20 protein-coding genes are annotated in these 22,822 nt (G+C 64.1%); 9 read left to right on the top strand and 11 right to left on the bottom strand.

All coding sequences use genetic code 11. From position 1 onward, the window contains the following. The first annotated feature begins 45 nt into the window (after positions 1 to 45). Together F3J45_RS18610 and ggt are read left to right on the top strand one after the other, a co-directional pair. Entirely contained in the window at positions 46 to 942 is an 897-nt protein-coding gene (locus F3J45_RS18610) for a LysR family transcriptional regulator (protein WP_167065915.1), read from the top strand. A 117-nt stretch (positions 943 to 1,059) separates the two neighbouring features. Next, positions 1,060 to 2,727, top strand: a complete 1,668-nt coding sequence (gene ggt / locus F3J45_RS18605; RefSeq protein WP_167065912.1) for a gamma-glutamyltransferase — start codon at positions 1,060 to 1,062, stop codon at positions 2,725 to 2,727. A gap of 95 nt (positions 2,728 to 2,822) precedes the next feature. Here ggt and F3J45_RS18600 read toward each other — a convergent pair whose 3' ends face one another. After that, the gene (locus F3J45_RS18600) at positions 2,823 to 4,742 is read right to left on the bottom strand and encodes a methyl-accepting chemotaxis protein (RefSeq protein WP_167065909.1); all 1,920 of its coding nucleotides are present in this window, start codon (positions 4,740 to 4,742) and stop codon (positions 2,823 to 2,825) included. A 248-nt stretch (positions 4,743 to 4,990) separates the two neighbouring features. Then, positions 4,991 to 5,884 (bottom strand): neutral zinc metallopeptidase, encoded by an 894-nt coding sequence (locus tag F3J45_RS18595; protein WP_167065906.1) that lies wholly within the window; start codon positions 5,882 to 5,884, stop codon positions 4,991 to 4,993. A gap of 189 nt (positions 5,885 to 6,073) precedes the next feature. On the opposite strand from F3J45_RS18595, the gene pcaH reads away from it, so the two are divergent. Beyond that, positions 6,074 to 6,793, top strand: a complete 720-nt coding sequence (gene pcaH, locus F3J45_RS18590; protein WP_167065903.1) for a protocatechuate 3,4-dioxygenase subunit beta — start codon at positions 6,074 to 6,076, stop codon at positions 6,791 to 6,793. Between the two features lie 10 nt (positions 6,794 to 6,803). Continuing rightward, positions 6,804 to 7,409 (top strand): protocatechuate 3,4-dioxygenase subunit alpha, encoded by a 606-nt coding sequence (gene pcaG / locus F3J45_RS18585; protein ID WP_167065900.1) that lies wholly within the window; start codon positions 6,804 to 6,806, stop codon positions 7,407 to 7,409. 81 nt (positions 7,410 to 7,490) lie between these two features. Here the strand turns inward: pcaG and F3J45_RS18580 are convergent, their stop codons facing one another. From F3J45_RS18580 to F3J45_RS18560, 5 genes are all read right to left on the bottom strand, one after another. Continuing rightward, on the bottom strand, positions 7,491 to 7,925 hold the full coding sequence (locus F3J45_RS18580; RefSeq protein ID WP_167065897.1) for a cupin domain-containing protein: 435 nt from the start codon (positions 7,923 to 7,925) through the stop codon (positions 7,491 to 7,493). A gap of 102 nt (positions 7,926 to 8,027) precedes the next feature. Beyond that, positions 8,028 to 8,927, bottom strand: coding sequence for a LysR family transcriptional regulator (locus F3J45_RS18575; protein ID WP_167065894.1), 900 nt, complete (start codon positions 8,925 to 8,927; stop codon positions 8,028 to 8,030). A gap of 58 nt (positions 8,928 to 8,985) precedes the next feature. Continuing rightward, positions 8,986 to 10,071, bottom strand: a complete 1,086-nt coding sequence (gene trmA / locus F3J45_RS18570) for a tRNA (uridine(54)-C5)-methyltransferase TrmA (protein ID WP_167065891.1) — start codon at positions 10,069 to 10,071, stop codon at positions 8,986 to 8,988. Further along, positions 10,068 to 11,363: an NCS2 family permease gene (locus F3J45_RS18565; RefSeq protein ID WP_167065888.1), complete on the bottom strand. Its 1,296-nt coding sequence runs from the start codon at positions 11,361 to 11,363 to the stop codon at positions 10,068 to 10,070. The genes trmA and F3J45_RS18565 overlap by 4 nt, the downstream gene beginning before the upstream one ends. Before the next feature lie 247 nt (positions 11,364 to 11,610). Next, on the bottom strand, positions 11,611 to 12,831 hold the full coding sequence (locus F3J45_RS18560) for an MFS transporter (RefSeq protein ID WP_167065886.1): 1,221 nt from the start codon (positions 12,829 to 12,831) through the stop codon (positions 11,611 to 11,613). Between the two features lie 357 nt (positions 12,832 to 13,188). Between F3J45_RS18560 and F3J45_RS18555 the strand changes: the two genes are divergently transcribed. From F3J45_RS18555 to F3J45_RS18545, 3 genes are read left to right on the top strand one after another with little or no spacing between them, the layout of a single operon-like run. After that, on the top strand, positions 13,189 to 14,625 hold the full coding sequence (locus F3J45_RS18555) for a cytochrome ubiquinol oxidase subunit I (RefSeq protein WP_167065884.1): 1,437 nt from the start codon (positions 13,189 to 13,191) through the stop codon (positions 14,623 to 14,625). Positions 14,626 to 14,628: 3 nt separating this feature from the next. After that, positions 14,629 to 15,636: a cytochrome d ubiquinol oxidase subunit II gene (gene cydB, locus F3J45_RS18550; protein WP_167065882.1), complete on the top strand. Its 1,008-nt coding sequence runs from the start codon at positions 14,629 to 14,631 to the stop codon at positions 15,634 to 15,636. Positions 15,637 to 15,648: 12 nt separating this feature from the next. Then, the gene (locus F3J45_RS18545; protein WP_167065880.1) at positions 15,649 to 15,801 is read left to right on the top strand and encodes a DUF2474 domain-containing protein; all 153 of its coding nucleotides are present in this window, start codon (positions 15,649 to 15,651) and stop codon (positions 15,799 to 15,801) included. A 152-nt stretch (positions 15,802 to 15,953) separates the two neighbouring features. Here F3J45_RS18545 and F3J45_RS18540 read toward each other — a convergent pair whose 3' ends face one another. Beyond that, complete coding sequence (locus F3J45_RS18540; RefSeq protein WP_167065878.1) at positions 15,954 to 17,078, bottom strand: methyltransferase; 1,125 nt, start codon at positions 17,076 to 17,078, stop codon at positions 15,954 to 15,956. Positions 17,079 to 17,172: 94 nt separating this feature from the next. Further along, a complete protein-coding gene (locus tag F3J45_RS18535) occupies positions 17,173 to 17,883 on the bottom strand; it encodes an autoinducer binding domain-containing protein (RefSeq protein WP_167065876.1) in 711 nt (236 codons plus the stop codon). 209 nt (positions 17,884 to 18,092) lie between these two features. Between F3J45_RS18535 and F3J45_RS18530 the strand changes: the two genes are divergently transcribed. Next, positions 18,093 to 18,869, top strand: a complete 777-nt coding sequence (locus F3J45_RS18530) for a ferredoxin--NADP reductase (protein ID WP_167065874.1) — start codon at positions 18,093 to 18,095, stop codon at positions 18,867 to 18,869. Positions 18,870 to 18,902: 33 nt separating this feature from the next. Here the strand turns inward: F3J45_RS18530 and mscL are convergent, their stop codons facing one another. Beyond that, on the bottom strand, positions 18,903 to 19,322 hold the full coding sequence (gene mscL, locus F3J45_RS18525; RefSeq protein ID WP_167065872.1) for a large-conductance mechanosensitive channel protein MscL: 420 nt from the start codon (positions 19,320 to 19,322) through the stop codon (positions 18,903 to 18,905). Between the two features lie 176 nt (positions 19,323 to 19,498). Between mscL and radA the strand changes: the two genes are divergently transcribed. After that, a complete protein-coding gene (gene radA / locus F3J45_RS18520; protein WP_167065870.1) occupies positions 19,499 to 20,866 on the top strand; it encodes a DNA repair protein RadA in 1,368 nt (455 codons plus the stop codon). 232 nt (positions 20,867 to 21,098) lie between these two features. Here radA and F3J45_RS18515 read toward each other — a convergent pair whose 3' ends face one another. Beyond that, positions 21,099 to 22,616: a nucleobase:cation symporter-2 family protein gene (locus F3J45_RS18515; RefSeq protein ID WP_167065867.1), complete on the bottom strand. Its 1,518-nt coding sequence runs from the start codon at positions 22,614 to 22,616 to the stop codon at positions 21,099 to 21,101. Positions 22,617 to 22,822 lie beyond the last annotated feature (206 nt).

Below are 22,822 nucleotides of genomic sequence, written 5' to 3'. Positions count from 1 at the left end.
CCAACCACTATCTAATCCCACCACACCCCCTCACAGGCCCCCGCCGTGAAAACCCGATCCGAAGAACTCCAGGTATTCGTCGCCGTCATCGACTGCGGTTCGATCTCCGCTGCCGCCGAGCTGATGGGCCAAACCCCATCGGCCGTCAGCCGCACGTTGTCACGCCTGGAGGCCAAGCTCGGCACCACCCTGGTCAACCGCACCACCCGGCGCATGGACCTCACCGAAGAGGGCCGCTTCTTCCTCGAACGCGCACGCCGGGTGCTGGAACAGATGGACGAGATGGAAGAGCGCCTGTCGATGAACCGCCAGACCCCGTCCGGGCGCCTGCGCATCAACGCCGCCGCGCCGTTCATGCTGCATGCCATCTTGCCGTGGATCGGTGAGTTTCGCCGCCAGTACCCCGGCATCGAGCTGGAACTCAACACCGACGACCTGATCATCGACTTGCTGGAGCAGAGCACTGACGTTGCCATTCGCATCGGTGAACTGGCCGACTCCAGCCTGCATGCACGCGCCCTGGGCTGCAGCCCGGTGCAGGTGCTGGCAAGCCCGGCGTACCTTGAGCAACACGGCACGCCGCAGCAGGTCGAAGACCTGAACCAGCATTGCCTGCTGGGTTTCAGCCAGCCGGAATCGCTCAACCAGTGGCCCCTGCGCCATGCCCAGGGCGACCGCTGGAGCATTCGCCCGGCGCTGCTTGCCTCCAGTGGCGAAACCCTGCGCCAGCTGGCGCTGGCCGGGGAGGGCATCGTCAGCCTGTCGCACTTCATGACCCACGAAGACATCCGCAGCGGCCGCCTCCAGGTGCTGCTGGGCGAAGCCAACAACGGCTACCGCCAGCCCATCCATGCGGTGTACTACCGCAACACGCAACTGGCCCTGCGCATCCAGTGCTTTCTCGATTTCATCCAGCGCAAGTTGGCGATGTACGCCTGCTGAGTTGCCTGAACGCGACAGCGCCTGCCCACAGGCGGCGAAACTTCCCACGGTTGATTGCACAGTCGATACGCTTCGGCCTTACTGACTGCTCAACAAAAACAACACCAAGGAAGTGTCATGCGTATTGTCCCGTTCCAGTACCTGGCCCTGGCCGCCGCGCTCCTGAGCTGTTCCACGACCTTCGCCGCCACGCTGGAGGGCGGCGCGGTCGCCGCCCCCGATCAATATGGTGCACAGGTTGCCGCCGATATCCTGAAAAAGGGGGGTAACGCGGTGGACGCTGCCGTGGCCACTGCCTTCACCCTGGCGGTGACCTACCCCGAGGCGGGCAACATCGGCGGTGGTGGCTTCATGACCTTGTTCGTCAACGGCAAGGCCTACTTCCTCGATTACCGCGAAGTGGCGCCCAAGGCAGCCACCCGCAACATGTACCTGGACGCCAAGGGCGAGGTGATCGAGAACCTCAGCCTGGTGGGTGTGCGCGCTGCAGGCGTGCCCGGCACGGTGATGGGCCTGTGGGAGGCCCACCGCAAGTTCGGCAAGCTGCCCTGGAGCGAACTGCTGACGCCGGCCATCGGCTACGCCAAGAACGGCTTCAAGGTGGCTGAAAAGCAGTACCAGTACCGCAACGATGCCCAGGGCCTGTTCAAGACCGCCACCAACTTCAACGACTACTTCGGTTCCCTGAAAGTGGGCGAGCTGTTCAAGCAGCCGGAGCTGGCGCAGACCTTGGAACGCATCGCCGACAAGGGCGTCAGCGAGTTCTACCAGGGTAAGACCGCCGACCTGCTGGTGGCGCAGATGCAGGCCGACAAAGGCCTGATCAGCAAGCAGGACCTCAAGGACTACAAGGCCGTGTGGCGCGAGCCAATGGCCCTGAGCTGGCGCGGCAATGTGGTCTACACCGCGCCGCCACCCAGCTCTGGCGGCGTGGCCCTGGCCCAGCTGCTGGGCATCAAGGAAGACCGCGCCGCTGACTTCAAGGGCGTGGCGCACAACTCGGCGCAATACATCCACCTGCTGGCCGAAATTGAAAAACGGGTGTTCGCCGACCGCGCCGACTACCTTGGCGACCCGGCCTTCACCAAGGTGCCGGTCGACCAGCTGGTGGCCAAGGACTACCTGGCCAAGCGCGCCGCCCAGGTCAACCCGAAAGCCATTTCCGCCACCGACCAGGTCAAGCCTGGGCTGGAGCCACACCAAACCACGCACTTCTCCATCGTCGACCAGCAGGGCAACGCGGTCAGCAACACCTACACCCTCAACCTCGACTACGGCAGCGGCGTGGTGGTGAAAGGCGCAGGCTTCCTGCTCAACGACGAAATGGACGATTTCAGCGCCAAGCCCGGTACGGCCAACGCCTTTGGCGTGGTGGGCGGTGATGCCAATGCCATCGCGCCGGGCAAACGCATGCTGTCGTCGATGAGCCCGAGCCTGATGACCCGCGATGGCAAGGTCGAGCTGGTGATCGGCACACCGGGCGGTTCGCGGATCTTCACCTCGATCTTCCAGGTGATGAACAACCTGTACGACTACGGCATGCCGCTGGAGAAGGCCGTGGCGGCGCAGCGGGTACACCACCAGTTGCTGCCCAAGGACACCATTTACTTCGACAGCTACGCGCCGCTGACCGGGCCAGTGGCTGAGGAGCTGAAGAAGATGGGGTATGTGCTGGAGGACCAGGGCTGGGAGATGGGCGATATCCAGGCGATTCGGGTGGAGGGGGGGAAGATTGAAACCGCTTCCGATCCGCGTGGGCGTGGGGTGGGGATGATCGTCAAGTAGCTCTTGGCTGGCCCTTTCGCGGGGCAAGCCCGCTCCTACAGAGGTACGGCGCAGGGTGTGAATGTTGCGCTGGCCCTGTGGGAGCGGGCTTCAGGTCAGACGCGGAACTGGCTCACCAACGTCTGCAGGTGCCCGCCCAAACGCGCCAGCTCCACGCTGGATGCCGCCGTCTCATCACTGGCCGCCGCCGTCTGCTCCGACACATCGCGCACGTTGAGGATGCTGCGGCTGATCTCCTCAGCCACCGCACTTTGCTGCTCGGCCGCCGCGGCAATCTGCTGGTTCATCGACTGGATGCTCGACACCGTGCTGGTGATGTTTTCCAGCGAGGTGCCCGCCTTGCGTGCCAGCTCCACACTGCTGTCGGTGAGGGTGCGGCTGCCCTGCATGGCATTGGCCACCTGCTGGGTGCCGTGCTGCAGGCCGGCCACCAGTTCCTCGATCTCCTCGGTGGATTTCTGCGTGCGCTGGGCCAGGCCACGCACTTCGTCGGCGACCACGGCAAAGCCACGGCCGGCTTCACCGGCACGGGCCGCTTCGATCGCGGCGTTAAGCGCCAGCAGGTTGGTTTGTTCGGCCACCGACTTGATCACGTCCATGACGCTGCCGATCTTCTGGCTTTCCTGCTGCAGCAGGTTCATGGCCTCGGTGGAACGCTGCACTTCCTCGGCCAGGCGTTCGATCTGGCTGATTGCCTCGGCCACCACGCGGTCACCGGCGCGGGCTTGCTCGTCGGCGCCGGTGGCGGCATGGGAGGCCTGCTCGGCGTTGCGCGCCACTTCCTGCACGGTGGCGGCCATTTCATGCATGGCGGTGGCCACCTGGTCGGTTTCCACTTTCTGGCTGTTGGCACCGGCGCTGGTCTGCTCGGTGACCGCCGACAGTTCCTCGGCGGCGCTGGCGATCTGGGTGACGCCGTCACGGATACCGCTGATCAGCTCGCGCAGGGTGGTGCCCATGCGCGCGATGCCTTGCTGCAACACACCGATTTCGTCGCGGCGGATGATGCGCAGGTCGTGGGTCAGGTCGCCACTGGCAATGCGCTCCACGGCCTTGAGGGTATCGTGCAGCGGGCGGGTGATCTGGCGGGTGATGACCACGGCGGCAATCACCCCGGCCAGCAGTGCCAGCAGCGTGGCGATGATCTGCAGGCTGCGGGCCTGGGCACTTTCGGCGTCGCGGCGCTCCAACTGGATCTTGTACAGCGCGTCGCTGCGCTTGACGATGTCGGCGCCCTGCACGGTCATTTCCGCACGCGCCGTGGTGATTTCGGCAACCGCATCGCGGAATTGGCGCACGGCATCGCGGTAGGCCAACACCGACTGCTCGAACTGCTGCACCTGGGTGGTTTCGGCCGGCAGCTGGCGCTTGAGGCTGTCGATTTCCGCCAGGGCAGCGTCGAGCTGGCGCAGCGCGGCTTGCTCGTTGGCGGCGGTGTTGTCGGCAATGTAGCCGCGCACGTCGATGCGCACTTGTAGCAGTTGCTGGCGCGCCTTGCTGATCAGCTGGTACTGGGCCAGGCGCACGCTGTCGGCTTCAGGGCGCGACATCACGTCCTGGCTCAGGGTGTCCATGGCGCCATCGGCCTTGGCCGCCAGCACGTTCATCGCCTCACGGGCAGCCTGGGAGTTCTTGTAGCCGGCGCGCATCTTGCTCAGCGACACCTTGTACTGGTCGATGGTCTGCCCCAGCTCCTTGAGCAGCACGACGTTGGCCGGGCTTGTGAAGGTGCTGACCAGGTATTGCTGCTGTTTGCTGAAGGCATCGAGCTTGGCCTGGGTGTTGGCTGCTGCGGTATCGTCGCCATTGGCGATCATGTATTGCAGGCGCGCGACGCGCAGGTCGGTCAGGTCTTTGTTGAGCTGGCCGATGTCGCCCATCCAGTTGCTGCGGTCGATGAGGCTGCCCAGGCTGGTCCAGCCGGTCAGGGCCAGCAGGCCGGTAAGCACCAGCACCAGGCCGAAGCCCAGGCCGAGTTTGAGGTTGACGCTGATATTGGCAAACCAGCTGTTCATGCACGCTCTCCAGAAAATTCGTTCGCTCACTTGATCTTCGATCGCAGGGCGTTGTTCTTCTGGGGCCTGCTGATTCGTGCAGCAGTTATCGGCACGGGGAGCGGAAAGCTGAAACGCTTTTGCAGGTGATTTGTAACAGGGGCTGCGTCGCAGCCCATCGCGAGCTGCGCTCGCTCCTACAGGGGGGATACGCTTCCGGTAGGAGCGAGCGCAGCTCGCGATGGGCCGCAAAGCGGCCCCCTACACATTCAAAGGCTACGCGCCCCAAACGTATCGCAGCTGTTCACATTGCCATTGGCAAACCCAGCCTTGAACCAGTGCACCCGCTGCGCCGAGGTGCCATGGGTGAACGAATCGGGCACCACGCGCCCCTGGCTCTGTTGCTGCAGCCGGTCATCGCCGATAGCATTGGCCGCGTTCAGTGCTTCTTCGATATCCCCAGGCTCCAGCCAGTTCAGGCGCTTTTGCGCCTGGTAGGCCCACACCCCGGCCAGGCAGTCGGCTTGCAGCTCCTGGCGCACCAGCAGGCCGTTGTCGCCCTTCAGGCGCTGGCCACTGCGCTGCGCGGCATCGATCTTCGCCGGCACCCCCAGCAGGGTCTGCACATGGTGGCCGATTTCGTGGGCGATCACGTAGGCCTGGGCGAAGTCACCGGCGGCGGCGAAGCGTGTTTCCATTTCGCGGAAGAACGCCATGTCCAGGTACACCCGCTGGTCTGCCGGGCAGTAGAACGGCCCGACCGCCGCCGTGGCAAAGCCGCAGGCCGAACTCACCTGGCCGCTGAACAGCACCAGCTTGGGGTCGCGGTATTGCTTGCCGGCCTGGGCGAACAGCGCCTTCCAGGTGTCTTCGGTGTCGCCCAGGATCGAGGCGACGAACTGTGCCTGCTCGTCGTTGGCCGGCGGCGCATTGCCGCCAGCGCCGCTGGGCGCTGCACGTTGCTGCTGTTGTTCCATCTGCCCGGTGAGCTGGCCAAGGATCTGCAACGGGTCCTGCCCGGTCAGCCAGCCGATGCCGACGATCAGCAGGATTGCCCCCAGGCCAAGCCCTTTGCCACCGCCAAAACGCATGCCACCGCCGCCACCACCTTCGCCTCGGGCATCGACCACATTGTCGCTGCGCCGGCCTTTTCGCCATTCCATGAAGTGCTCCCGGAAACGTGAAACATGAGGTTAAAGATTAGATCAGCGCCACCAAAGGGCGTAGTACATAACCATTTGGTTATGTAAGGGGCGGCTGATTTCAATATTCATCCCGCGCGACCTATCCGAAACTGCAAGTCCGCCTGCACTGTACAGGCCGTTCTCATAATTCCAAGAGAGGAAACCGGCATGCCTGCCCAGGACAACAGCCGCTTTGTGATCCGTGATCGCAACTGGCACCCCAAGGCCCTGACGCCCGACTACAAGACCTCGATTGCTCGCTCGCCGCGCCAGGCACTGGTGAGCATTCCACAGTCGATCAGCGAAACCACAGGCCCGAATTTTTCCCACCTGGGCTTTGGTGCCCACGACCATGACCTGCTGCTGAACTTCAACAACGGTGGCCTGCCGGTCGGCGAGCGCATCATCGTTGCCGGGCGTGTGGTCGACCAGTATGGCAACCCGGTGCCCAACACCCTGGTGGAAATGTGGCAAGCCAACGCGGGCGGGCGCTATCGCCACAAGAACGACCGCTACCTGGCACCGCTGGACCCGAACTTCGGTGGTGTTGGCCGCTGCCTGACCGACCGCGACGGCTACTACAGCTTCCGCACCATCAAGCCGGGCCCGTACCCATGGCGCAACGGCCCGAACGACTGGCGCCCGGCGCATATCCACTTCGGCATCAGCGGCCCGTCGATCGCCACCAAGCTGATCACCCAGCTGTACTTCGAAGGTGACCCGCTGATCCCGCTGTGCCCGATCGTCAAGTCGATCGCCAACCCCGAAGCCGTGCAGCAGTTGATCGCCAAGCTCGACATGAGCAACGCCAACCCGATGGACTGCCTGGCGTACCGCTTCGACATCGTGCTGCGCGGCCAGCGCAAGACCCACTTCGAGAACTGCTGAGGACCCCGCCATGCCAATCGAACTGCTGCCGGAAACCCCCTCGCAGACCGCCGGCCCCTACGTGCACATCGGCCTGGCCCTGGAAGCGGCCGGCAACCCCACCCGCGACCAGGAAATCTGGAACCGCATGGCCAAGCCGGACGCGCCGGGCGAGCAGATTCTGCTGATCGGCCAGGTGTACGACGGTAACGGCCACCTGGTGCGTGATTCGTTCCTGGAACTGTGGCAGGCCGACGCCAATGGCCAGTACCAGGATGACTACAACCTGGAAAACGCCTTCAACAGCTTTGGCCGCACCGCCACCACCTTCGATGCCGGCGAGTGGACCGTGCACACGGTCAAGCCGGGTGTGGTGAACAATGCCGCCGGCGTGCCGATGGCGCCGCACATCAACATCAGCCTGTTTGCCCGCGGCATCAACATCCACCTGCACACGCGCCTGTACTTCGACGATGAGGCCCAGGCCAACGCCAAGTGCCCGGTGCTGAACCTGATCGAACAGCCGCAGCGCCGCGAAACCTTGATCGCCAAGCGTTGCGAAGTGGACGGGAAAACGGCTTATCGTTTCGATATCCGTATTCAGGGGGAAGGGGAGACGGTGTTCTTCGACTTCTAACTCACACCTGCGCTCGCCCCAACCATCCCCCGGTTGGCGCGAGCGCAGGCCGCGATGGGCCGCCAAGCGGCCCCATCCCTCTCAGCCTTTCACGGGCTTGAGGTCGAACGCATCAGCCTGGTACTGGAACAACAGGCAATCCGCAGCGGCCGTGCAGCCGCTCTCATGCACCAGGTCCGCAGGCAGCTTGTAGTAGGACCCCGCCGGGTACTCGCTGCGCTTGCCATCGATCACCGCGTAGAACGTGCCCTTGAGCACCACCGTGGGCAGCACCTGGGTGTGCTGGTGCAGGCCGTTATCGGTGCCCTTGCGGAATTTCACATAGGCCGAATACGGCCCCTTGCCGAAGATATCGCCCTCGACATTGGCATAGCTGACGGCGCCCTTGGTGCCCGGCACGTCCTGCCACTTCAGGGCTGCGCTATCGGTGACGGAAATGGTTTTTTCCGCGGCGGTGACACCGGCCGCCACGCCAGCGATTGCCAGGGCTGCGAGAATTGCGTGCAGGATTTTCATGATGGAGCTCCTTCGTTGAGTGACTGTCAACGCAGGCTATCCAAACAATCAGTGCACAAATACTGGCTTATCCAGCCATGACCTGTGCGAAAAATGCACAAATCACCACCTCGGCGTTGAGTAATAGGCCTGCACGTAGTCGAGCAATGCCCTGACCTTGGGGGCCAGGTATCGGCTCTGTGGATAAACCGCATACAGGCTGCGCGGTGGCAGCGCCCAGCTTTCCAGCACCGGCACCAGGCGCCCGTCCTGCAGGGCATCGTGCACGATGAAACGGTCGAAGCTGGCGATGCCCAGCGCACCAATGGCGGCAGCGCGCAGGGCCATGGGCGAGTTGGCGCTCAGGCGCCTTGGCATCAGGATATCGCGCTGCTCGCCAGCGGCGCCGCTCAGCAGCAGGCGCTGCGGGTGCAGCAGCTGGCTGTACCCGAGCAGGGCGTGGCTGGCCAGGTCGTCAGGTGTGGCAGGGGCGCCATGGCGTTCGAGGTAGCCCGGGGCGGCCACCAGCACCACCTCACTGTTGGCCAGGCGCCGTGCCACCAGGCTTGAGTCCGGCAGAGCGTCGGTAACCCGCAGGCAGACGTCGATCTCCTCCTCCAGCAGATCAACGAAACGGTCGCTGCAGTGCAGCTCGATATGCAGCTGCGGGTGGCGTTCGACGAAGTCCGGCAGCCAGCGGCCCAGTTCCAGTTCACCAAACGCGGTGGCTACCCCCAGGCGCAAGGTGCCAGTGGGTTGTTGCTGGTGCTCGGACAGCTCCAACGCCATTGCTTGCATCTGGTCGAGGATTTGCGCGCAGTGGCGGTAGAACAAGGCCCCAGCCTCGGTCAGGTGCAGGCGGCGGGTGGTGCGGGTGAGTAGCTGCGTGCCCAACTGCTGCTCCAGTTGCTTGACCTGGCGGGACAGCACGGTATGAGAAACGCCTGCCTGGCTGGCGGCGGCGCTGAAACTGCCGAGGTCGACGACCCGGCGAAAGGCTTGCATGGCACTGAACTGGTCCAACGGCACGACTCTCCTGGCAGCTTGCAGCGGAGCCGGTGGGGCCCCGCTGCAGCATGGATCAGCGCCGAACCAGCAGCACCCCGCTTTCCATGTGGTGGGTGTACGGGAACTGGTCGAACAGCGCGCAGCGTTCGATACGGTGGGTATCTTGCAGTTGCGCGATATTTTGCGCCAGTGTCTCGGGGTTGCACGAGATGTACAGGATACGCTCGAAACGGCGGGTCAGCTCGCAGGTGTCTGGGTCCATGCCAGCGCGCGGCGGGTCGACGAACACGGTGCCGAAATCGTAGCTTTTCAGGTCGATGCCTTCGAGCCTGCGGAACGGCCGCACCTCGTTCAGCGCCTGGGTCAGCTCTTCGGCCGACAGGCGTACCAGGCGCACGTTATCCACAGCGTTCTCGTCGAGGTTGCTGAGGGCTGCGTTTACCGAGGTCTTGCTGATCTCGGTGGCCAGCACCTGGCGCGCGCGAGTGGCCAGCGGCAGGGTGAAGTTGCCGTTGCCGCAATACAGCTCCAGCAGGTCGTCCTCACGCTCGCCCATGGCCTCGAAGGCCCAGCTGAGCATCTTCTGGTTCACTGCGCCGTTGGGCTGGGTGAACGCGCCCTCTGGCTGGCGGTAGCTGAACACGCGGCCTGCAACATTCAGCTGCTCCACCGCGTAGTCGCGGCCAATCACCAGGCGCTTGCCCTTGGAGCGGCCAATCACGCTCACGCCAAGGTCCGTGGCCAGCTGGCGCGCGGCCACTTCCCAGGCTTCGTCCAGCGGGCGGTGATAGCACAGCGTGACCATTGCATCACCCGCCAGGGTGGTGAGGAATTCCACCTGGAACAGGCGGTTGCCCAGTGCCTCGCTGGCCTGCCAGGCTGCCTTCAGGCGTGGCATCAAGGCATTGATGCGCTGGCTGGCGATGGGGAAGTCGTCGATCAGGATCGCCTTGTGCTTCTCGCCCGGGGCGAACATCGCGTAGTGGCGCTGGCCGTCCTCGCGCCACAGGCGGAACTCTGCGCGCAGGCGGTAATGCTCGCGTGGCGAGTCGAACACGGCCGGCTCCGGCGCCCCGAAGGGCGCCAGCAGCTCGCGCAGCCGGGCGACCTTGGCGTCCAGCTGGCTGTCGTAGGAGGAGGGGTCGAAGGCAGCACTCATGCGTTGAACCAGCCCAGCTTGATGACGAACAGAATGGAAAGGATCACCAGGGCCGGGTTCAGGTCGCGGTGGCGGCCCGAGATCAGCTTGACGGCGGTCCAGGAAATGAAACCGAAGGCGATGCCGTTGGCGATCGAGTAGGTCAGCGGCATGGCCAGGGCAGTCACCACCACAGGTGCGGCCTCGGTGACGTCGTCCCAGTTGATTTCCGCAAGGCCCGAGGCCATCAGCACGGCAACGAACAGCAGTGCCGGCGCGGTGGCGAAGGCCGGTACGCTACCGGCCAGCGGGGCGAAGAACAGTGCCAGCAGGAACAGCACGGCCACCACGATGGCGGTAAGGCCAGTGCGGCCACCGGCGCTCACGCCAGCAGCAGACTCGATGTAGCTGGTGGTGGTCGAGGTGCCCAGCAGGGAACCGGCCATGGCGGCGGTACTGTCGGCAATCAGCGCACGGCCCATCTTCGGCATGTGGCCGTCCTTGCCCATCAAGCCGGCGCGCTTGGCCACGCCAATCAGGGTGCCGGAGTTGTCGAACAGGTCGACGAACAGGAAGGCGAAGATCACGCTGACCAGGCCTACGTCCAGGGCGCCCTTGATGTCCAGCTGCAAGAAGGTCGGGGCCAGCGACGGCGGCATCGACACCACGCCGCCGAACGGCGTCACGCCCATTACGATAGCGGCGATGGTCACGGCCAGGATGCCGATCAGCACCGCGCCGCGCACTTTCAGCGACTCAAGCCCGACGATCAGGAAGAAGCCCAGGGTGGCCAGGATCGGCGCCGGCTGCTTGAGGTCGCCCAGGCCAACCAGGGTGGCCGGGTTATCGACGACGATACCCGCGTTATGCAGGGCGATGAACGCCAGGAACAGGCCGATGCCGGCGGCAATCGCCGAGCGCAGCGGCAGCGGGATGCTGTTCACGATCCATTCGCGGATACGGAAGATCGACAGCAGGAAGAACATCACCGCCGAAAGGAATACCGCACCCAGCGCCACTTGCCAGGTGTGGCCCATGTGCAGCACGACGGTGTAGGTGAAGAAGGCGTTCAGGCCCATGCCCGGTGCCAGGGCGATCGGGTAGTTGGCGATCAGGCCCATGGTGGTCGAGCCGATGGCCGCGGCCAGGCAGGTGGCGACGAAGATCGCACCCTTGTCCATGCCGGTTTCGCCGAGGATGCTCGGGTTGACGAACAGGATGTAGGCCATGGCCAGGAAGGTGGTGACGCCCGCAAGAATCTCGGTGCGCACGTTGGTGTTGTGTGCTTTTAGTTGAAACAGCCTTTCCAGCATGCCCGCTCCCCAGGGCGCTCGCGCGCCGTGAATGTATCGACCCCATCAGCAAAGCACACACCGCAGCCGGTGCCGTGGTTTTGTGTAGGGCGGAAAAAAGCCGCGCATCATACCAGCATGCTTGGCGGGGGCCTATGGCCGTTGGGGAAAGGGTTTTCTTGACCTGTGCCGGCCTCTTCGCGGGGCAAGCCCGCTCAGTGTAGGAGCGGGCTTGCCCCGCGAAGAGGCCCGCACAGCCTTATATCGATCACCCGTTATGCAACCGATCCCGCTTGGCCAAGGTCGGGAACAGCCTTACCCACACCCCGGTCACCACCAGCGTGCCCACGCCACCCAGCACCACCGCCGGCACTGTCCCGAACCAGTGCGCCGTCACCCCGGACTCGAACTCGCCCAACTGGTTCGAGGCGCCAATGAACAGCCCGTTCACCGCACTGACCCGCCCGCGCATCTCGTCGGGCGTCTCCAGTTGCACGAACGCCCCGCGAATCACCATGCTGATCATGTCGGCCGCGCCCAGCACCACCAGCACCGCCAGCGAGAACCAGAACGACGTCGACAACCCGAAGGCGATGGTCGCCACGCCAAACAGCCCCACTGCGGTGAACATGGTGCGGCCGACCTTGCGTTCCACCGGGAAGCGCGCCAGCCAGAACGACATCAGCAGCGCCCCCACCGCCGGCGCCGAGCGCAGCAGGCCCAGGCCCCAGGGGCCTGTCAGCAGGATGTCCTTGGCGAATACCGGCAGCAACGCCGTGGCGCCGCCCAGCAGCACGGCGAACAGGTCCAGGGAGATGGCGCCGAGGATGTCCGGGCGGCTGCGGATGAAACGAATCCCCGCCAGCAGCGACTCAAGGCTGGCGCGGCCACGCTGGGGCACTTGCTGGCGCGAGTCGAGGCTGAGCATCAGCAGGCAGGCGATGGCGTACAGCACCACCGTCGGGCCATACACCCAGATGCTGCCGAAGGCATACAGGAAACCGCCCACGGCCGGGGCGACGATGGTCGCCGACTGGGTTGCCGAAGCCGAGGCCGCCACGGCCCGCGGGAACAGGCCTGTTGGTACCACGTTGGGCAGCAGCGCCTGGGTGGCGGGCATCTCGAACGAGCGGGTGGCGCCAAGCAGGAAGGCCAGGGCGAAGATCAGTTCGCGGCTGACGTTGTCGGTGGCACTGCCCACGGCCAGCGCCAGGGCGATTAAACCTTGCAGGGTCTGGCACAGGGCGGCCACCTTGCGCCGGTCGTAGCGGTCGGCCACGTGGCCGGTGTGCAGCATGAACAACACCCGCGGGGCGAACTCCACCAGGCCGACCAGGCCCAGGTCGAGCACGTTGCCGGTCAGCTGGTAAAGGTGCCAGCCAATGGCCACTGTGAGCATCTGGAAGCCGCTGGCGGTGAACACCCGGGCCAGCCAGAAAGCGATGAACGGGCGGTGGTGACGCAACAACTGCGGTGCGGAATCGGACATCGGAAACCTGTTGGCCTCGGCGCAGTAGAGGGGGGCGCAGCGTATCATCTGTTTGTAACAAGTGGTTACTGTTTGCCCAAGTCGGCACTTTTTCACGTTCTGTGAAAGGGGGTGGGGCAACCGGTCACGCGGCATTCAACCACACGGCCCGGCGGGCTATTCGGGACTATGCTTCCTAACAGTCGTTGATCTGGATCAATCGTTGCATTTGCAACGGTTGGCCAACGATTGGCCATACGGCCGGATTCCCTGCGATCGAACAGAACAATTCCAACGCGCCACGCTCGACTCAAACGTAGGGGCAGTGGGCGACCGGGCCAAAAGCCCGCAAGCCGAATTACCTGAAGAGGAAGCACCATGTTCGGAATAGAGGCCTTAGAGCTCGCCCGAATGCAGTTTGCCTTTACCGTGTCGTTCCACATCCTGTTCCCGGCCATCACCATTGGCCTTGCCAGTTACCTGGCCGTCCTCGAAGGCCTTTGGCTGCGCACCAACACGCAGGTGTACCGCGACCTTTACCACTTCTGGTCGAAGATTTTCGCCGTCAACTTCGGCATGGGCGTGGTGTCTGGCCTGGTCATGGCCTATCAGTTCGGCACCAACTGGAGCCGTTTCTCCGATTTCGCCGGCGCCGTCACCGGCCCCTTGCTCACCTATGAAGTGCTGACCGCGTTCTTCCTGGAGGCAGGCTTCCTGGGCGTCATGCTGTTTGGCTGGAACCGCGTCGGCCGTGGCCTGCACTTTTTCTCCACGGTCATGGTTGCGCTCGGCACGTTGGTTTCGACCTTCTGGATCCTGGCTTCCAACAGCTGGATGCAGACGCCCCAGGGCCACGAGATCATCGATGGCCGGGTAGTGCCGGTGGACTGGCTGGCAGTGGTGTTCAACCCTTCGTTCCCGTTCCGCCTGATGCACATGGCCACCGCGGCGTTCGTCTCCACCGCCTTCTTCGTTGGCGCCTCGGCGGCCTGGCATTTGCTGCGCGGGCGTGACAACCCGGCGGTGCGCACCATGTTGTCGATGGCCATGTGGATGGCCCTGATCGTCGCCCCGATCCAGGCGGTGATCGGCGACTTCCATGGCCTCAACACCCTCAAGCACCAGCCGGTGAAAATCGCCGCCATCGAAGGCCACTGGGAGAACAAGCCCGGCGAGCCGACCCCGCTGATCCTGTTCGGCATCCCCGACATGAAAGCCGAAACCACCCACTTCAAAATCGAGATACCGGCGCTCGGCAGCCTGATCCTGACCCACAGCCTCGACCAGCAGGTGCCGGCGATGAAGGAATTCCCGCCCGAGGACCGGCCCAACTCGACCATCGTGTTCTGGTCGTTCCGGGTGATGGTCGGGCTCGGTTTCCTGATGATCTTCGTCGGCCTCTGGAGCCTGTGGCTGCGCAAGCGCGGCACGCTGTACAGCTCGCGGCCTTTCCTGCACGTGGCCTTGTGGATGGGCCCGTCCGGGCTGGTGGCGCTGCTGGCCGGCTGGTTCACCACCGAGATCGGCCGCCAGCCGTGGGTGGTGTACGGCCTGTTGCGCACTGCCGACGGTGTGTCCAACCACAGTTATGCACAGCTTGGCTTCACCCTGGTGGCGTTCGTGGTGGTGTATTTCGCCCTGTTCGGCACCGGCCTTGGCTACATGATGCGCCTGGTGCGCAAAGGCCCGCAGACCGGCGAGGGCGACGAGCACAACCCCGGGGGGCCCGGCACCAAACGCACGCCGGCGCGGCCATTGTCGGCCGCTGACGATGGCCGCGAGGCCGAGCCTGCCAGCCTGAGCAAGGGGAACTGAGCCATGGGTATCGACCTTCCGCTGATCTGGGCCGTAATCATCATCTTCGGCGTCATGATGTACGTGGTGATGGACGGCTTCGACCTGGGCATCGGCATGCTCTTCCCGTTCGTCAAGGGTGAGCGTGACCGCGATGTGATGATGAACACCGTCGCCCCCGTGTGGGACGGCAACGAAACCTGGCTGGTGCTGGGCGGCGCCGGGCTGTTCGGGGCCTTCCCCATGGCGTATGCCGTGGTGCTCGAAGCCTTGTACCTGCCGCTGATCCTGATGCTGATCGGCTTGATCTTCCGCGGCGTGGCCTTCGAATTCCGCTTCAAGGCCCGGGACGACAAGCGCCACCTGTGGGACAAGGCGTTCATCGGTGGATCGCTGGTTGCCACGTTCTTCCAGGGCGTGGCCCTGGGCGCGTTCCTGGAGGGCTTCAAGGTGGTCGACCGGCATTTCGCCGGGGGCACTCTCGACTGGCTGACCCCATTCAGCCTGTTCTGCGGCCTCGGGCTGATCGTTGCCTACACCCTGCTGGGTTGCACCTGGCTGATCATGAAAACCGAAGGTGACCTGCAAACGCGCATGCACGACCTCGCCCGGCCGCTGGCGCTGGTGCTGCTGGCGGTGATCGGCATCGTCAGCCTGTGGACGCCCATCGCCTACCCGCAAATCGGTGCCCGCTGGTTCAGCATGCCCAACCTGTTCTGGTTCATGCCGGTTCCGCTGCTGGTGCTGGTGACCTTCTACGGGCTGCTCAAGGCGGTGGCGCGCAATGCCCACTACACCCCGTTCCTGCTGACCCTGGTGCTGATCTTCCTTGGCTACAGCGGCCTGGGCATCAGCCTGTGGCCCAATATCATCCCGCCCTCGATCTCCATCTGGGACGCCGCGTCGCCACCCCAGAGCCAGGGCTTCATGCTGGTGGGTACGCTGTTTATCTTGCCGTTCATCCTCATGTACACCTTCTGGAGCTACTACGTGTTCCGCGGCAAGGTCACCCATGAAGATGGCTACCACTAGGAGGGCCTGACGATGACGGGTAAACCTGGCCTGGAAGAGAAGAAGCCGCTGTGGCAGCGGCTGGGGTGGCTGGTGTTGATCTGGGCGATGAGCGTCGCGGCCCTGGGCGTGGCGGCCTGGGTGATGCGGTTGTTCATGGGCGCGGCTGGGCTGACGACCCACTGAGCCTGAGCGCTACCGGTAGGAGCGAGCGTAGCTCGCGATGGGGCGCGCAGCGGCCCCGGGTTTCAGCTTCGTGGCTGATAACGCCGGGGCTGCTTTGCAGCCCATCGCGAGCTGCGCTCGCTCCTACAAGGAAATTGCGGGGTGTTGGGGGATTATTTACGGGCCTTGAGGATCACGAACTTGGGCGTTGCCGCCACCTGCTCGACGCCACGGAACAGCCTCGCCAGCTTGCTGTGGTAGCCCAGGTGGCGGTTACCGACGATGTACAGCGCCCCACCCACCACCAACGCTTCACGCGCCTGCTGGAACATGCGCCAGGCCAGAAAATCGCCCACCACCTGCTGCTGGTGGAATGGCGGGTTGCACAACACCACGTCCAGCGACTGCTTTTCCACCCCCGCCAGGCCATCCGCGGCCATCAGGGTCGCCGCCCGTTCGCCCAGGGCCGCTTGCCAGTTTTCCTGGGCCGACTGCACCGCCATGTACGACTCGTCCACCAGCGTGTACTGCGCGTCGGGGTTGGCCAGGGCGCTGGCGATGGCCAGCACGCCATTGCCGCAGCCAAGGTCGGCAACCCGGGCATTGCCCAGGTTGCGCGGCAGGTGCGGGAGGAAGGCGCGGGTGCCGATGTCCAGGCCGTCGCGGCAGAACACGTTGGCATGGTTCACCAGTTCCAGTTCAGGCGTGTCCAGGCGGTAGCGGCTGGGGTAGGGCGAGGTGGCAGCGGGGCGCCCGGCAGCGCTGGCGGTCAGCAGCCGGGCCTTTTTCACGGCGAGCGAAGCCTGTACCGGGCCAATGTACTTCTCCAGCAAGTCGCCAGCGGCACGCGGCAGGTGCTTGATCATGGCGCCGGCAATCACCTGTGCCCCCGGCGCCAGGTGCCCTTGCAGGCGGATCAACTGTTCTTCGAGCAGCGCCAGGGTCTTGGGCACCCGCACCAGTACCCGGTCGAACGTGCCTTGCCAGTGTTCGCTGGCCGGTACGAACGGCACGCTGTCGAATGCCAGGCCATTGCGCGCCAGGTTCTTTTCCAGGGCCATGCGTGCCAGGTGCGAGTCGCCACTGCTGGTGACTTGCAACTGCCCGGCCAGGCTGGCCGCCAAGGCGCCAAAGCTGTCATTGAGCACCAATACCCGCGTGCCCGCCGCCAGGCCCTGCTCGTGCAGCTGCTGCAGCAGGTACTCGTCGGCGGCGTCGAAGGCCTGCAGCGGGTCGTTGGCCTGGTCCGGCTGGCGGATCAGGTCGAGTTCGGCATAGGGGGTGGTCAACAGGGGCATGGCGTTTGGCTCGGGTACGGATCTGCCCACGGCCATTCGCCGCGGGCTTGAAGTACGCGATTCTACAGGGCTTTGCCGAAGGTCGCAGGCCTGGCTATTCGATCAGGCCACGCATCAGGGCGATGGCGATGGCGCCGGCCTTGTTGGTGGCGTTGGTCTTGGCGATCACGCTGCGAATATGGAAATTCACCGTGCTTTGCGACAACGACAGGATGCAGGCCACGTCCGCAGCGGTTTTGCCAGCGGCGGACCACTTGAGCACTTCCAGTTCACGCTCGCTCATCTTCAGGGGCGGCGCACTGAGCCTGGTCAGGTGGTAATCACTGATGATCGCGTGCATCGAGTGGCACAGCCACTGCACCCGGCCGGCCTTGTCGTAGAGTTCCGATGTGCTTATTTCACCCATTGGGCGGCTCACGCTCACCTGGCTTTCGTTGTGCTGCAGGTCGTGCAGCGACTGCGTCCAGCCATGGCGCAGGCCATGCAGGCAGGCCTGTTCGCGAAAATGCGGCACCTCCCGGTACAGGTCATCGGTCCACAGCACGGGCAAGGTGGAGTTGTGGCTGCGCACGGCAGCGGCGTCCTGGCGGTGCAAGTCGTCACGCTCGCAGCACGCCACCCACTCGCTGGGATAGTTGCTGTAGTGGTACACCTTGGGGGCCTGGGCAGCCAGTTGCAGGCGAAGCCGGTAACCCAGGAAGGTCATGTCCAAGTCCTGGGCCAGATTTACTGCGAGGTCGAAAACTTTCTGGGGCGTGCGTTCGCCGGCCAACTGCTGCAGTTGATCGTGATTCCAGTGAATCATCTATCAAACCCTCGGAGCATCGAGCTTAATCGTATGCATTTCCGCCTAATTGTAGGAAGGTTCCTACTAATACGTTCGGAATATTTAGCTATAGCGCTTCGCTGTTTTCGCTCCTCGGCAGGCTCGCCCGGGGGTGCCCCTACACTCCGATGGTTTTTATCCGCGGCACTTTGCGCGACACTTGGCACACGCTACCCACGGAGCCCCCCATGACCGCCAGTGCCGACAAATTCACCCGCCAGACCCTGCTCGACGTTCAGCCGTTGACGCCGAACCTGTTTAGCCTGAGGGTTACACGCGATGCGGGGTTCCGTTTCCGGGCCGGCCAGTTCGCGCGGCTGGGCGTGACCAAGGCCGATGGCAGCGTGGCCTGGCGGGCTTACTCGATGGTCAGCGCGCCCCATGACGAGTACCTCGACTTCTTTTCCATCGTAGTTCCCGGTGGCGAGTTCACCAGCGAGCTGAGCCGGTTGGGCGCGGGCGATACCCTGCTGATCGACCGCCAGGCCTTCGGCTACCTGACCCTCGACCGCTTTGTCGGTGGCCGCGACCTGTGGCTGTTGGCGACCGGAACCGGCATTGCGCCGTTCATGTCGATCCTGCAGGACTTCGAAGCCTGGGAGCGGTTCGACAACATCAAGTTGGTGTATTCGGTGCGCGAGGCGAAAGAGCTGGCCTACGTGGACGCCATTGCCGGGTTGGAGCAGCGCGACTACCTGGCCGAGTTCGCCGGCAAGCTGCAGTTCATTCCGGTGGTGACCCGCGAGCAGCACCCGGGCGCACTCAATGCACGCATTACCACCCTGATCGAGAACGGCGAACTGGAAAAGGCCGCTGGGCTGGAACTGTCGCCTGAGCATTCGCGAATCATGCTCTGCGGCAACCCGCAAATGATCGACGAGACGCGCAAGGTGCTCAAGGCACGCGACCTGCAGCTGAGCCTGAGCAAACGGCCTGGCCAGGTGGCGGTGGAAAACTACTGGTAAGGCGAGGGGCCGCGTGGCGGCCCCGGGGCTGGTTTACGGCAGGCGGTTCTGGTTCTGCGCCTTGAGCAGGTCGCGGATCTCAGTCAGCAGCGTTTCTTCGGCAGAAGGCACTGGCGGTGCGGTCGGTGCCACGGCTTCCTCGCGCTTGAGGCGGTTGATGGCCTTCACACCCATGAAGATGGCAAAGGCGATGATGATGAAGTCGATCACCGTCTGGATGAACTTGCCATACGCCAGCACCACCGCAGGTACGTTGCCCTCGGCGGCCTTCAGGGTGATGGCCAGGTCGCTGAAGTCGACCCCGCCGATCAGCAGGCCCAGTGGCGGCATGACCACGTCACCGACGAACGAGGAGACGATCTTGCCGAAGGCCGCGCCAATGATGATACCCACCGCCATGTCGACGACATTGCCCTTGACCGCGAAGGCCTTGAATTCACTGATCATGCCCATGTCTGTTTCCTTGTAACAAAAGGTGAGGTGTACGCAGTGTAAGCCACTGCAGCGCGTCATGCGTTGGCTTCAGGGGTAGTGACTGCGGTTAGAACGAATAGTTTTGTCGCATCCCCAAGCGTTCGGGGCACGCCGCTGTCGGCTATCATGGCGGTTTTTTCCAGGAGACCCTGCCCATGGCCAAGGCCAAGCGCTTGTATGGCTGCACCGAGTGCGGCGCAACCTTCCCCAAATGGGCCGGCCAGTGCGCCGACTGCGGGGCCTGGAACACCCTCACCGAAACCATGATCGAAAGCGGCGGCGCCGCGGCCCCCAGCGGGCGCACCGGCTGGGCCGGGCAACAGGCACAGATCAAGACCCTGGCCGAAGTCAGCGTCGAGGAAATTCCGCGTTTCAGCACCAGCAGCACCGAACTCGACCGGGTGCTGGGCGGCGGCCTGGTCGACGGCTCGGTGGTGCTGATTGGCGGCGACCCTGGCATCGGCAAGTCGACCATCCTGCTGCAAACCCTGTGCAACATCGCCGTGGGCATGCCGGCGCTGTACGTCACTGGTGAAGAGTCGCAGCAGCAGGTGGCCATGCGCTCCCGGCGCCTGGGCCTGCCCCAGGACCAGCTCAAGGTGATGACCGAAACCTGCATCGAAACCATCATTGCTACTGCGCGCGTGGAAAAGCCCCGGGTCATGGTCATCGACTCGATCCAGACCATCTTCACCGAGCAGTTGCAGTCTGCCCCCGGCGGCGTCGCCCAGGTGCGCGAGAGCACCGCGCTGCTGGTGCGCTACGCCAAGCAAAGCGGCACGGCGATCTTCCTGGTGGGCCATGTCACCAAGGAAGGCTCGCTGGCCGGCCCGCGGGTGCTGGAGCACATGGTTGACACCGTGCTGTATTTCGAAGGTGAGTCCGATGGCCGCCTGCGCCTGTTGCGGGCGGTGAAGAACCGTTTTGGCGCCGTCAACGAACTGGGCGTGTTCGGCATGACCGACCGGGGCTTGAAGGAGGTGTCCAACCCTTCGGCGATCTTCCTCAACCGTACCCAGGAGGAAGTGCCGGGCAGCGTGGTCATGGCCACCTGGGAAGGCACGCGGCCGATGCTGGTGGAAGTGCAGGCGTTGGTCGATGACAGCCACCTGGCCAACCCACGGCGGGTGACCCTGGGCCTTGACCAGAACCGCTTGGCCATGTTGCTGGCGGTACTGCACCGCCATGGTGGCATTCCCACCCATGACCAGGACGTGTTTCTCAACGTGGTGGGTGGGGTGAAGGTGCTGGAAACCGCGTCGGACCTTGCATTGCTGGCGGCGGTGATGTCCAGCCTGCGTAACCGGCCGTTGGCCCATGGGCTGCTTGTGTTCGGCGAGATTGGCTTGTCCGGTGAGGTACGGCCGGTGCCCAGTGGCCAGGAGCGGTTGAAAGAGGCGGCCAAGCACGGCTTCAAGCGCGCCATCGTGCCCAAGGGCAATGCCCCGAAAGAGGCGCCGCCTGGGTTGCAGGTAATTGCCGTGACGCGCCTGGAACAGGCTTTGGATGCCTTGTTCGAGTAGTAGTGAACCTGCACCCGTTGACGGTGGACCTGGTAGGAGCGAGCGCAGCTCGCGATGGGCTGCAAAGCAGCCCCGGCGTTATGTGCCGTGAAGCTGGGCCCCTGGGGCCGCTGCGCGCCCCATCGCGAGCTGCGCTCGCTCCTACCAGGTTGGCGTAAACCCCCGTAGCAAACAAAAAAGGGAAGCCAACGATGCGCATCGGCCCCCCTTCACCTCACCGCTCAGTCAGCCGTCAATGCTCGGCCACCGCACTGCGCCGGGGCGCCTGGTTGCCATGCTCGTCCAGCTCCATCACCGGCACTTCGTTGCCGTCGGCATCGAACAGCTTGCCATCCTTGAAGTAGTCGCCATCGCGCAGCGCGGAAATGTCCGAATACTGGATGGTGCGTTCATAGGCCGCGGCGAACACCGACTGGTTCTCCGAGTTGCCTGCCTTGAAGTGGTTGAACAGCAGGTTCAGCAGGATGGCCATGATCGCCGACGAGCTGATGCCCGAATGGAAGATGGTTTCGAACCAGTTGGGGAATTGGTGGTAGAAGGTCGGCGCGGCAATCGGGATCATGCCGAAGCCCAACGACGCCGCGACGATGATCAGGTTGACGTTGTTCTTGTAGTTCACCTTCGACAGGGTGCGGATACCGCTGGCCGCCACCGTGCCGAACAGCACGATGCCGGCGCCGCCCAGAACCGGGGTCGGTACTGCCGCAATCACCCGGCCCATCACCGGCAGCAGGCCCAGCACCACCAGAATCACCCCACCGGTGGCCACCACATAGCGGCTGCGCACCCCGGTCACGGCCACCAGGCCGACGTTCTGGGCGAAGGCGCTTTGGGTGAACGAGCCGAAGATCGGCGCCAGGATGCTCGATGCCATGTCGGCGCGCAGGCCATTGCCCAGGCGCTTGGAGTCGACCTTGGTGTCGATGATCTCACCCACGGCCAGGATGTCGGCCGAGGTTTCCACCAGGGTCACCATGATCACGATGCACATCGACAGGATCGCGGCGACGTGGAACTCCGGCATGCCGAAATGGAACGGGGTAGGGAAGGCGAACATCGGCCCTTCGCTGACCTTGCTGAAGTCGGTCATGCCCAGTGCCCAGGCGATCAGCGTGCCGATCACCATGGCCAGGAGAATCGACAGCCGCGAGATGGTCGCGCTGCCCAACTTGCTCAGCAGCAGCACGATGGCGAAGGTCAGTGCCGCCAGGCCAATGTTGGCGACGCTGCCGAACTCCGGCGAGGCGCTGTTGCCACCCATCACCCAACGGGCCGCGACCGGCATCAGGGTCAGGCCGATGGTGGTGATGACGATGCCGGTGACCAGCGGCGGGAAGAACTTGGTAATGCGCGAAAACACCGGGGTAATCAGGAAGCCGATCAGCGACGCAGCCATCACCGCGCCAAGCACGCCCGGCAAGCCGCCACCGCCTTCGCTGCTGAGAATCGCCCCCATGGTTGCCACGCCGGCGAACGACACGCCCTGTACCAGCGGCAGCTGGCAACCGAAGAACGGAATGCCCAGCGTCTGCAGCAGCGTCGCCAGGCCACCGGCAAACAGCGAGGCGGCGATCAGCATGCCGATTTCGGCACCGTTGAGGCCGGCCGCCTGGCCCAGGATCAGGGGTACCGCGACGATCCCGCCGTACATGGTCAGCACATGCTGCAGACCATAGGCCAGGTTGGCACCCAACCCGAGGTTTTCATCCTCGGGGCGCTGGGCGGGAGACGTGCTAGGGGACGTAGTCATGGAGCAGGCTCTCTGTTTATTGTTGTGCCGCTACTGTAGACACTTCCTACAAATCATTGCCACATAAATTGTATACAATATTTTGATCGGAGCGCGTGCAGCCGGCCTTGCAGTGTGTGCAAAAACACAATGCAGGAGCCGTACCAACGTGGTTTATTCGGTGCTAGAGAGGTGTGTACAAAGCATTGCTACCCAGGCATAAAGCT

This window comes from Pantoea sp. Ap-967 (assembly GCF_011752565.1).
GTDB lineage: Bacteria > Pseudomonadota > Gammaproteobacteria > Pseudomonadales > Pseudomonadaceae > Aquipseudomonas.
This window is presented reverse-complemented; position numbering and strand designations above follow the sequence as displayed.

Excerpts from the sequence above, each read along its gene's own strand:
- F3J45_RS18515 (WP_167065867.1), bottom strand. The coding sequence starts at position 22,616 with ATGACTACGTCCCCTAGCACGTCTCCCGCCCAGCGCCCCGAGGATGAA.
- F3J45_RS18565 (WP_167065888.1), bottom strand. The coding sequence starts at position 11,363 with ATGCTGGAAAGGCTGTTTCAACTAAAAGCACACAACACCAACGTGCGC.
- pcaG (WP_167065900.1), top strand. The coding sequence starts at position 6,804 with ATGCCAATCGAACTGCTGCCGGAAACCCCCTCGCAGACCGCCGGCCCC.
- pcaH (WP_167065903.1), top strand. The coding sequence starts at position 6,074 with ATGCCTGCCCAGGACAACAGCCGCTTTGTGATCCGTGATCGCAACTGG.
- F3J45_RS18555 (WP_167065884.1), top strand. The coding sequence starts at position 13,189 with ATGTTCGGAATAGAGGCCTTAGAGCTCGCCCGAATGCAGTTTGCCTTT.
- F3J45_RS18540 (WP_167065878.1), bottom strand. The coding sequence starts at position 17,078 with ATGCCCCTGTTGACCACCCCCTATGCCGAACTCGACCTGATCCGCCAG.
- mscL (WP_167065872.1), bottom strand. The coding sequence starts at position 19,322 with ATGGGCATGATCAGTGAATTCAAGGCCTTCGCGGTCAAGGGCAATGTC.
- F3J45_RS18600 (WP_167065909.1), bottom strand. The coding sequence starts at position 4,742 with ATGAACAGCTGGTTTGCCAATATCAGCGTCAACCTCAAACTCGGCCTG.
- F3J45_RS18560 (WP_167065886.1), bottom strand. The coding sequence starts at position 12,831 with ATGTCCGATTCCGCACCGCAGTTGTTGCGTCACCACCGCCCGTTCATC.
- F3J45_RS18535 (WP_167065876.1), bottom strand. The coding sequence starts at position 17,883 with ATGATTCACTGGAATCACGATCAACTGCAGCAGTTGGCCGGCGAACGC.
- trmA (WP_167065891.1), bottom strand. The coding sequence starts at position 10,071 with ATGAGTGCTGCCTTCGACCCCTCCTCCTACGACAGCCAGCTGGACGCC.
- F3J45_RS18580 (WP_167065897.1), bottom strand. The coding sequence starts at position 7,925 with ATGAAAATCCTGCACGCAATTCTCGCAGCCCTGGCAATCGCTGGCGTG.
- F3J45_RS18545 (WP_167065880.1), top strand. The coding sequence starts at position 15,649 with ATGACGGGTAAACCTGGCCTGGAAGAGAAGAAGCCGCTGTGGCAGCGG.
- radA (WP_167065870.1), top strand. The coding sequence starts at position 19,499 with ATGGCCAAGGCCAAGCGCTTGTATGGCTGCACCGAGTGCGGCGCAACC.
- ggt (WP_167065912.1), top strand. The coding sequence starts at position 1,060 with ATGCGTATTGTCCCGTTCCAGTACCTGGCCCTGGCCGCCGCGCTCCTG.
- F3J45_RS18530 (WP_167065874.1), top strand. The coding sequence starts at position 18,093 with ATGACCGCCAGTGCCGACAAATTCACCCGCCAGACCCTGCTCGACGTT.
- cydB (WP_167065882.1), top strand. The coding sequence starts at position 14,629 with ATGGGTATCGACCTTCCGCTGATCTGGGCCGTAATCATCATCTTCGGC.
- F3J45_RS18595 (WP_167065906.1), bottom strand. The coding sequence starts at position 5,884 with ATGGAATGGCGAAAAGGCCGGCGCAGCGACAATGTGGTCGATGCCCGA.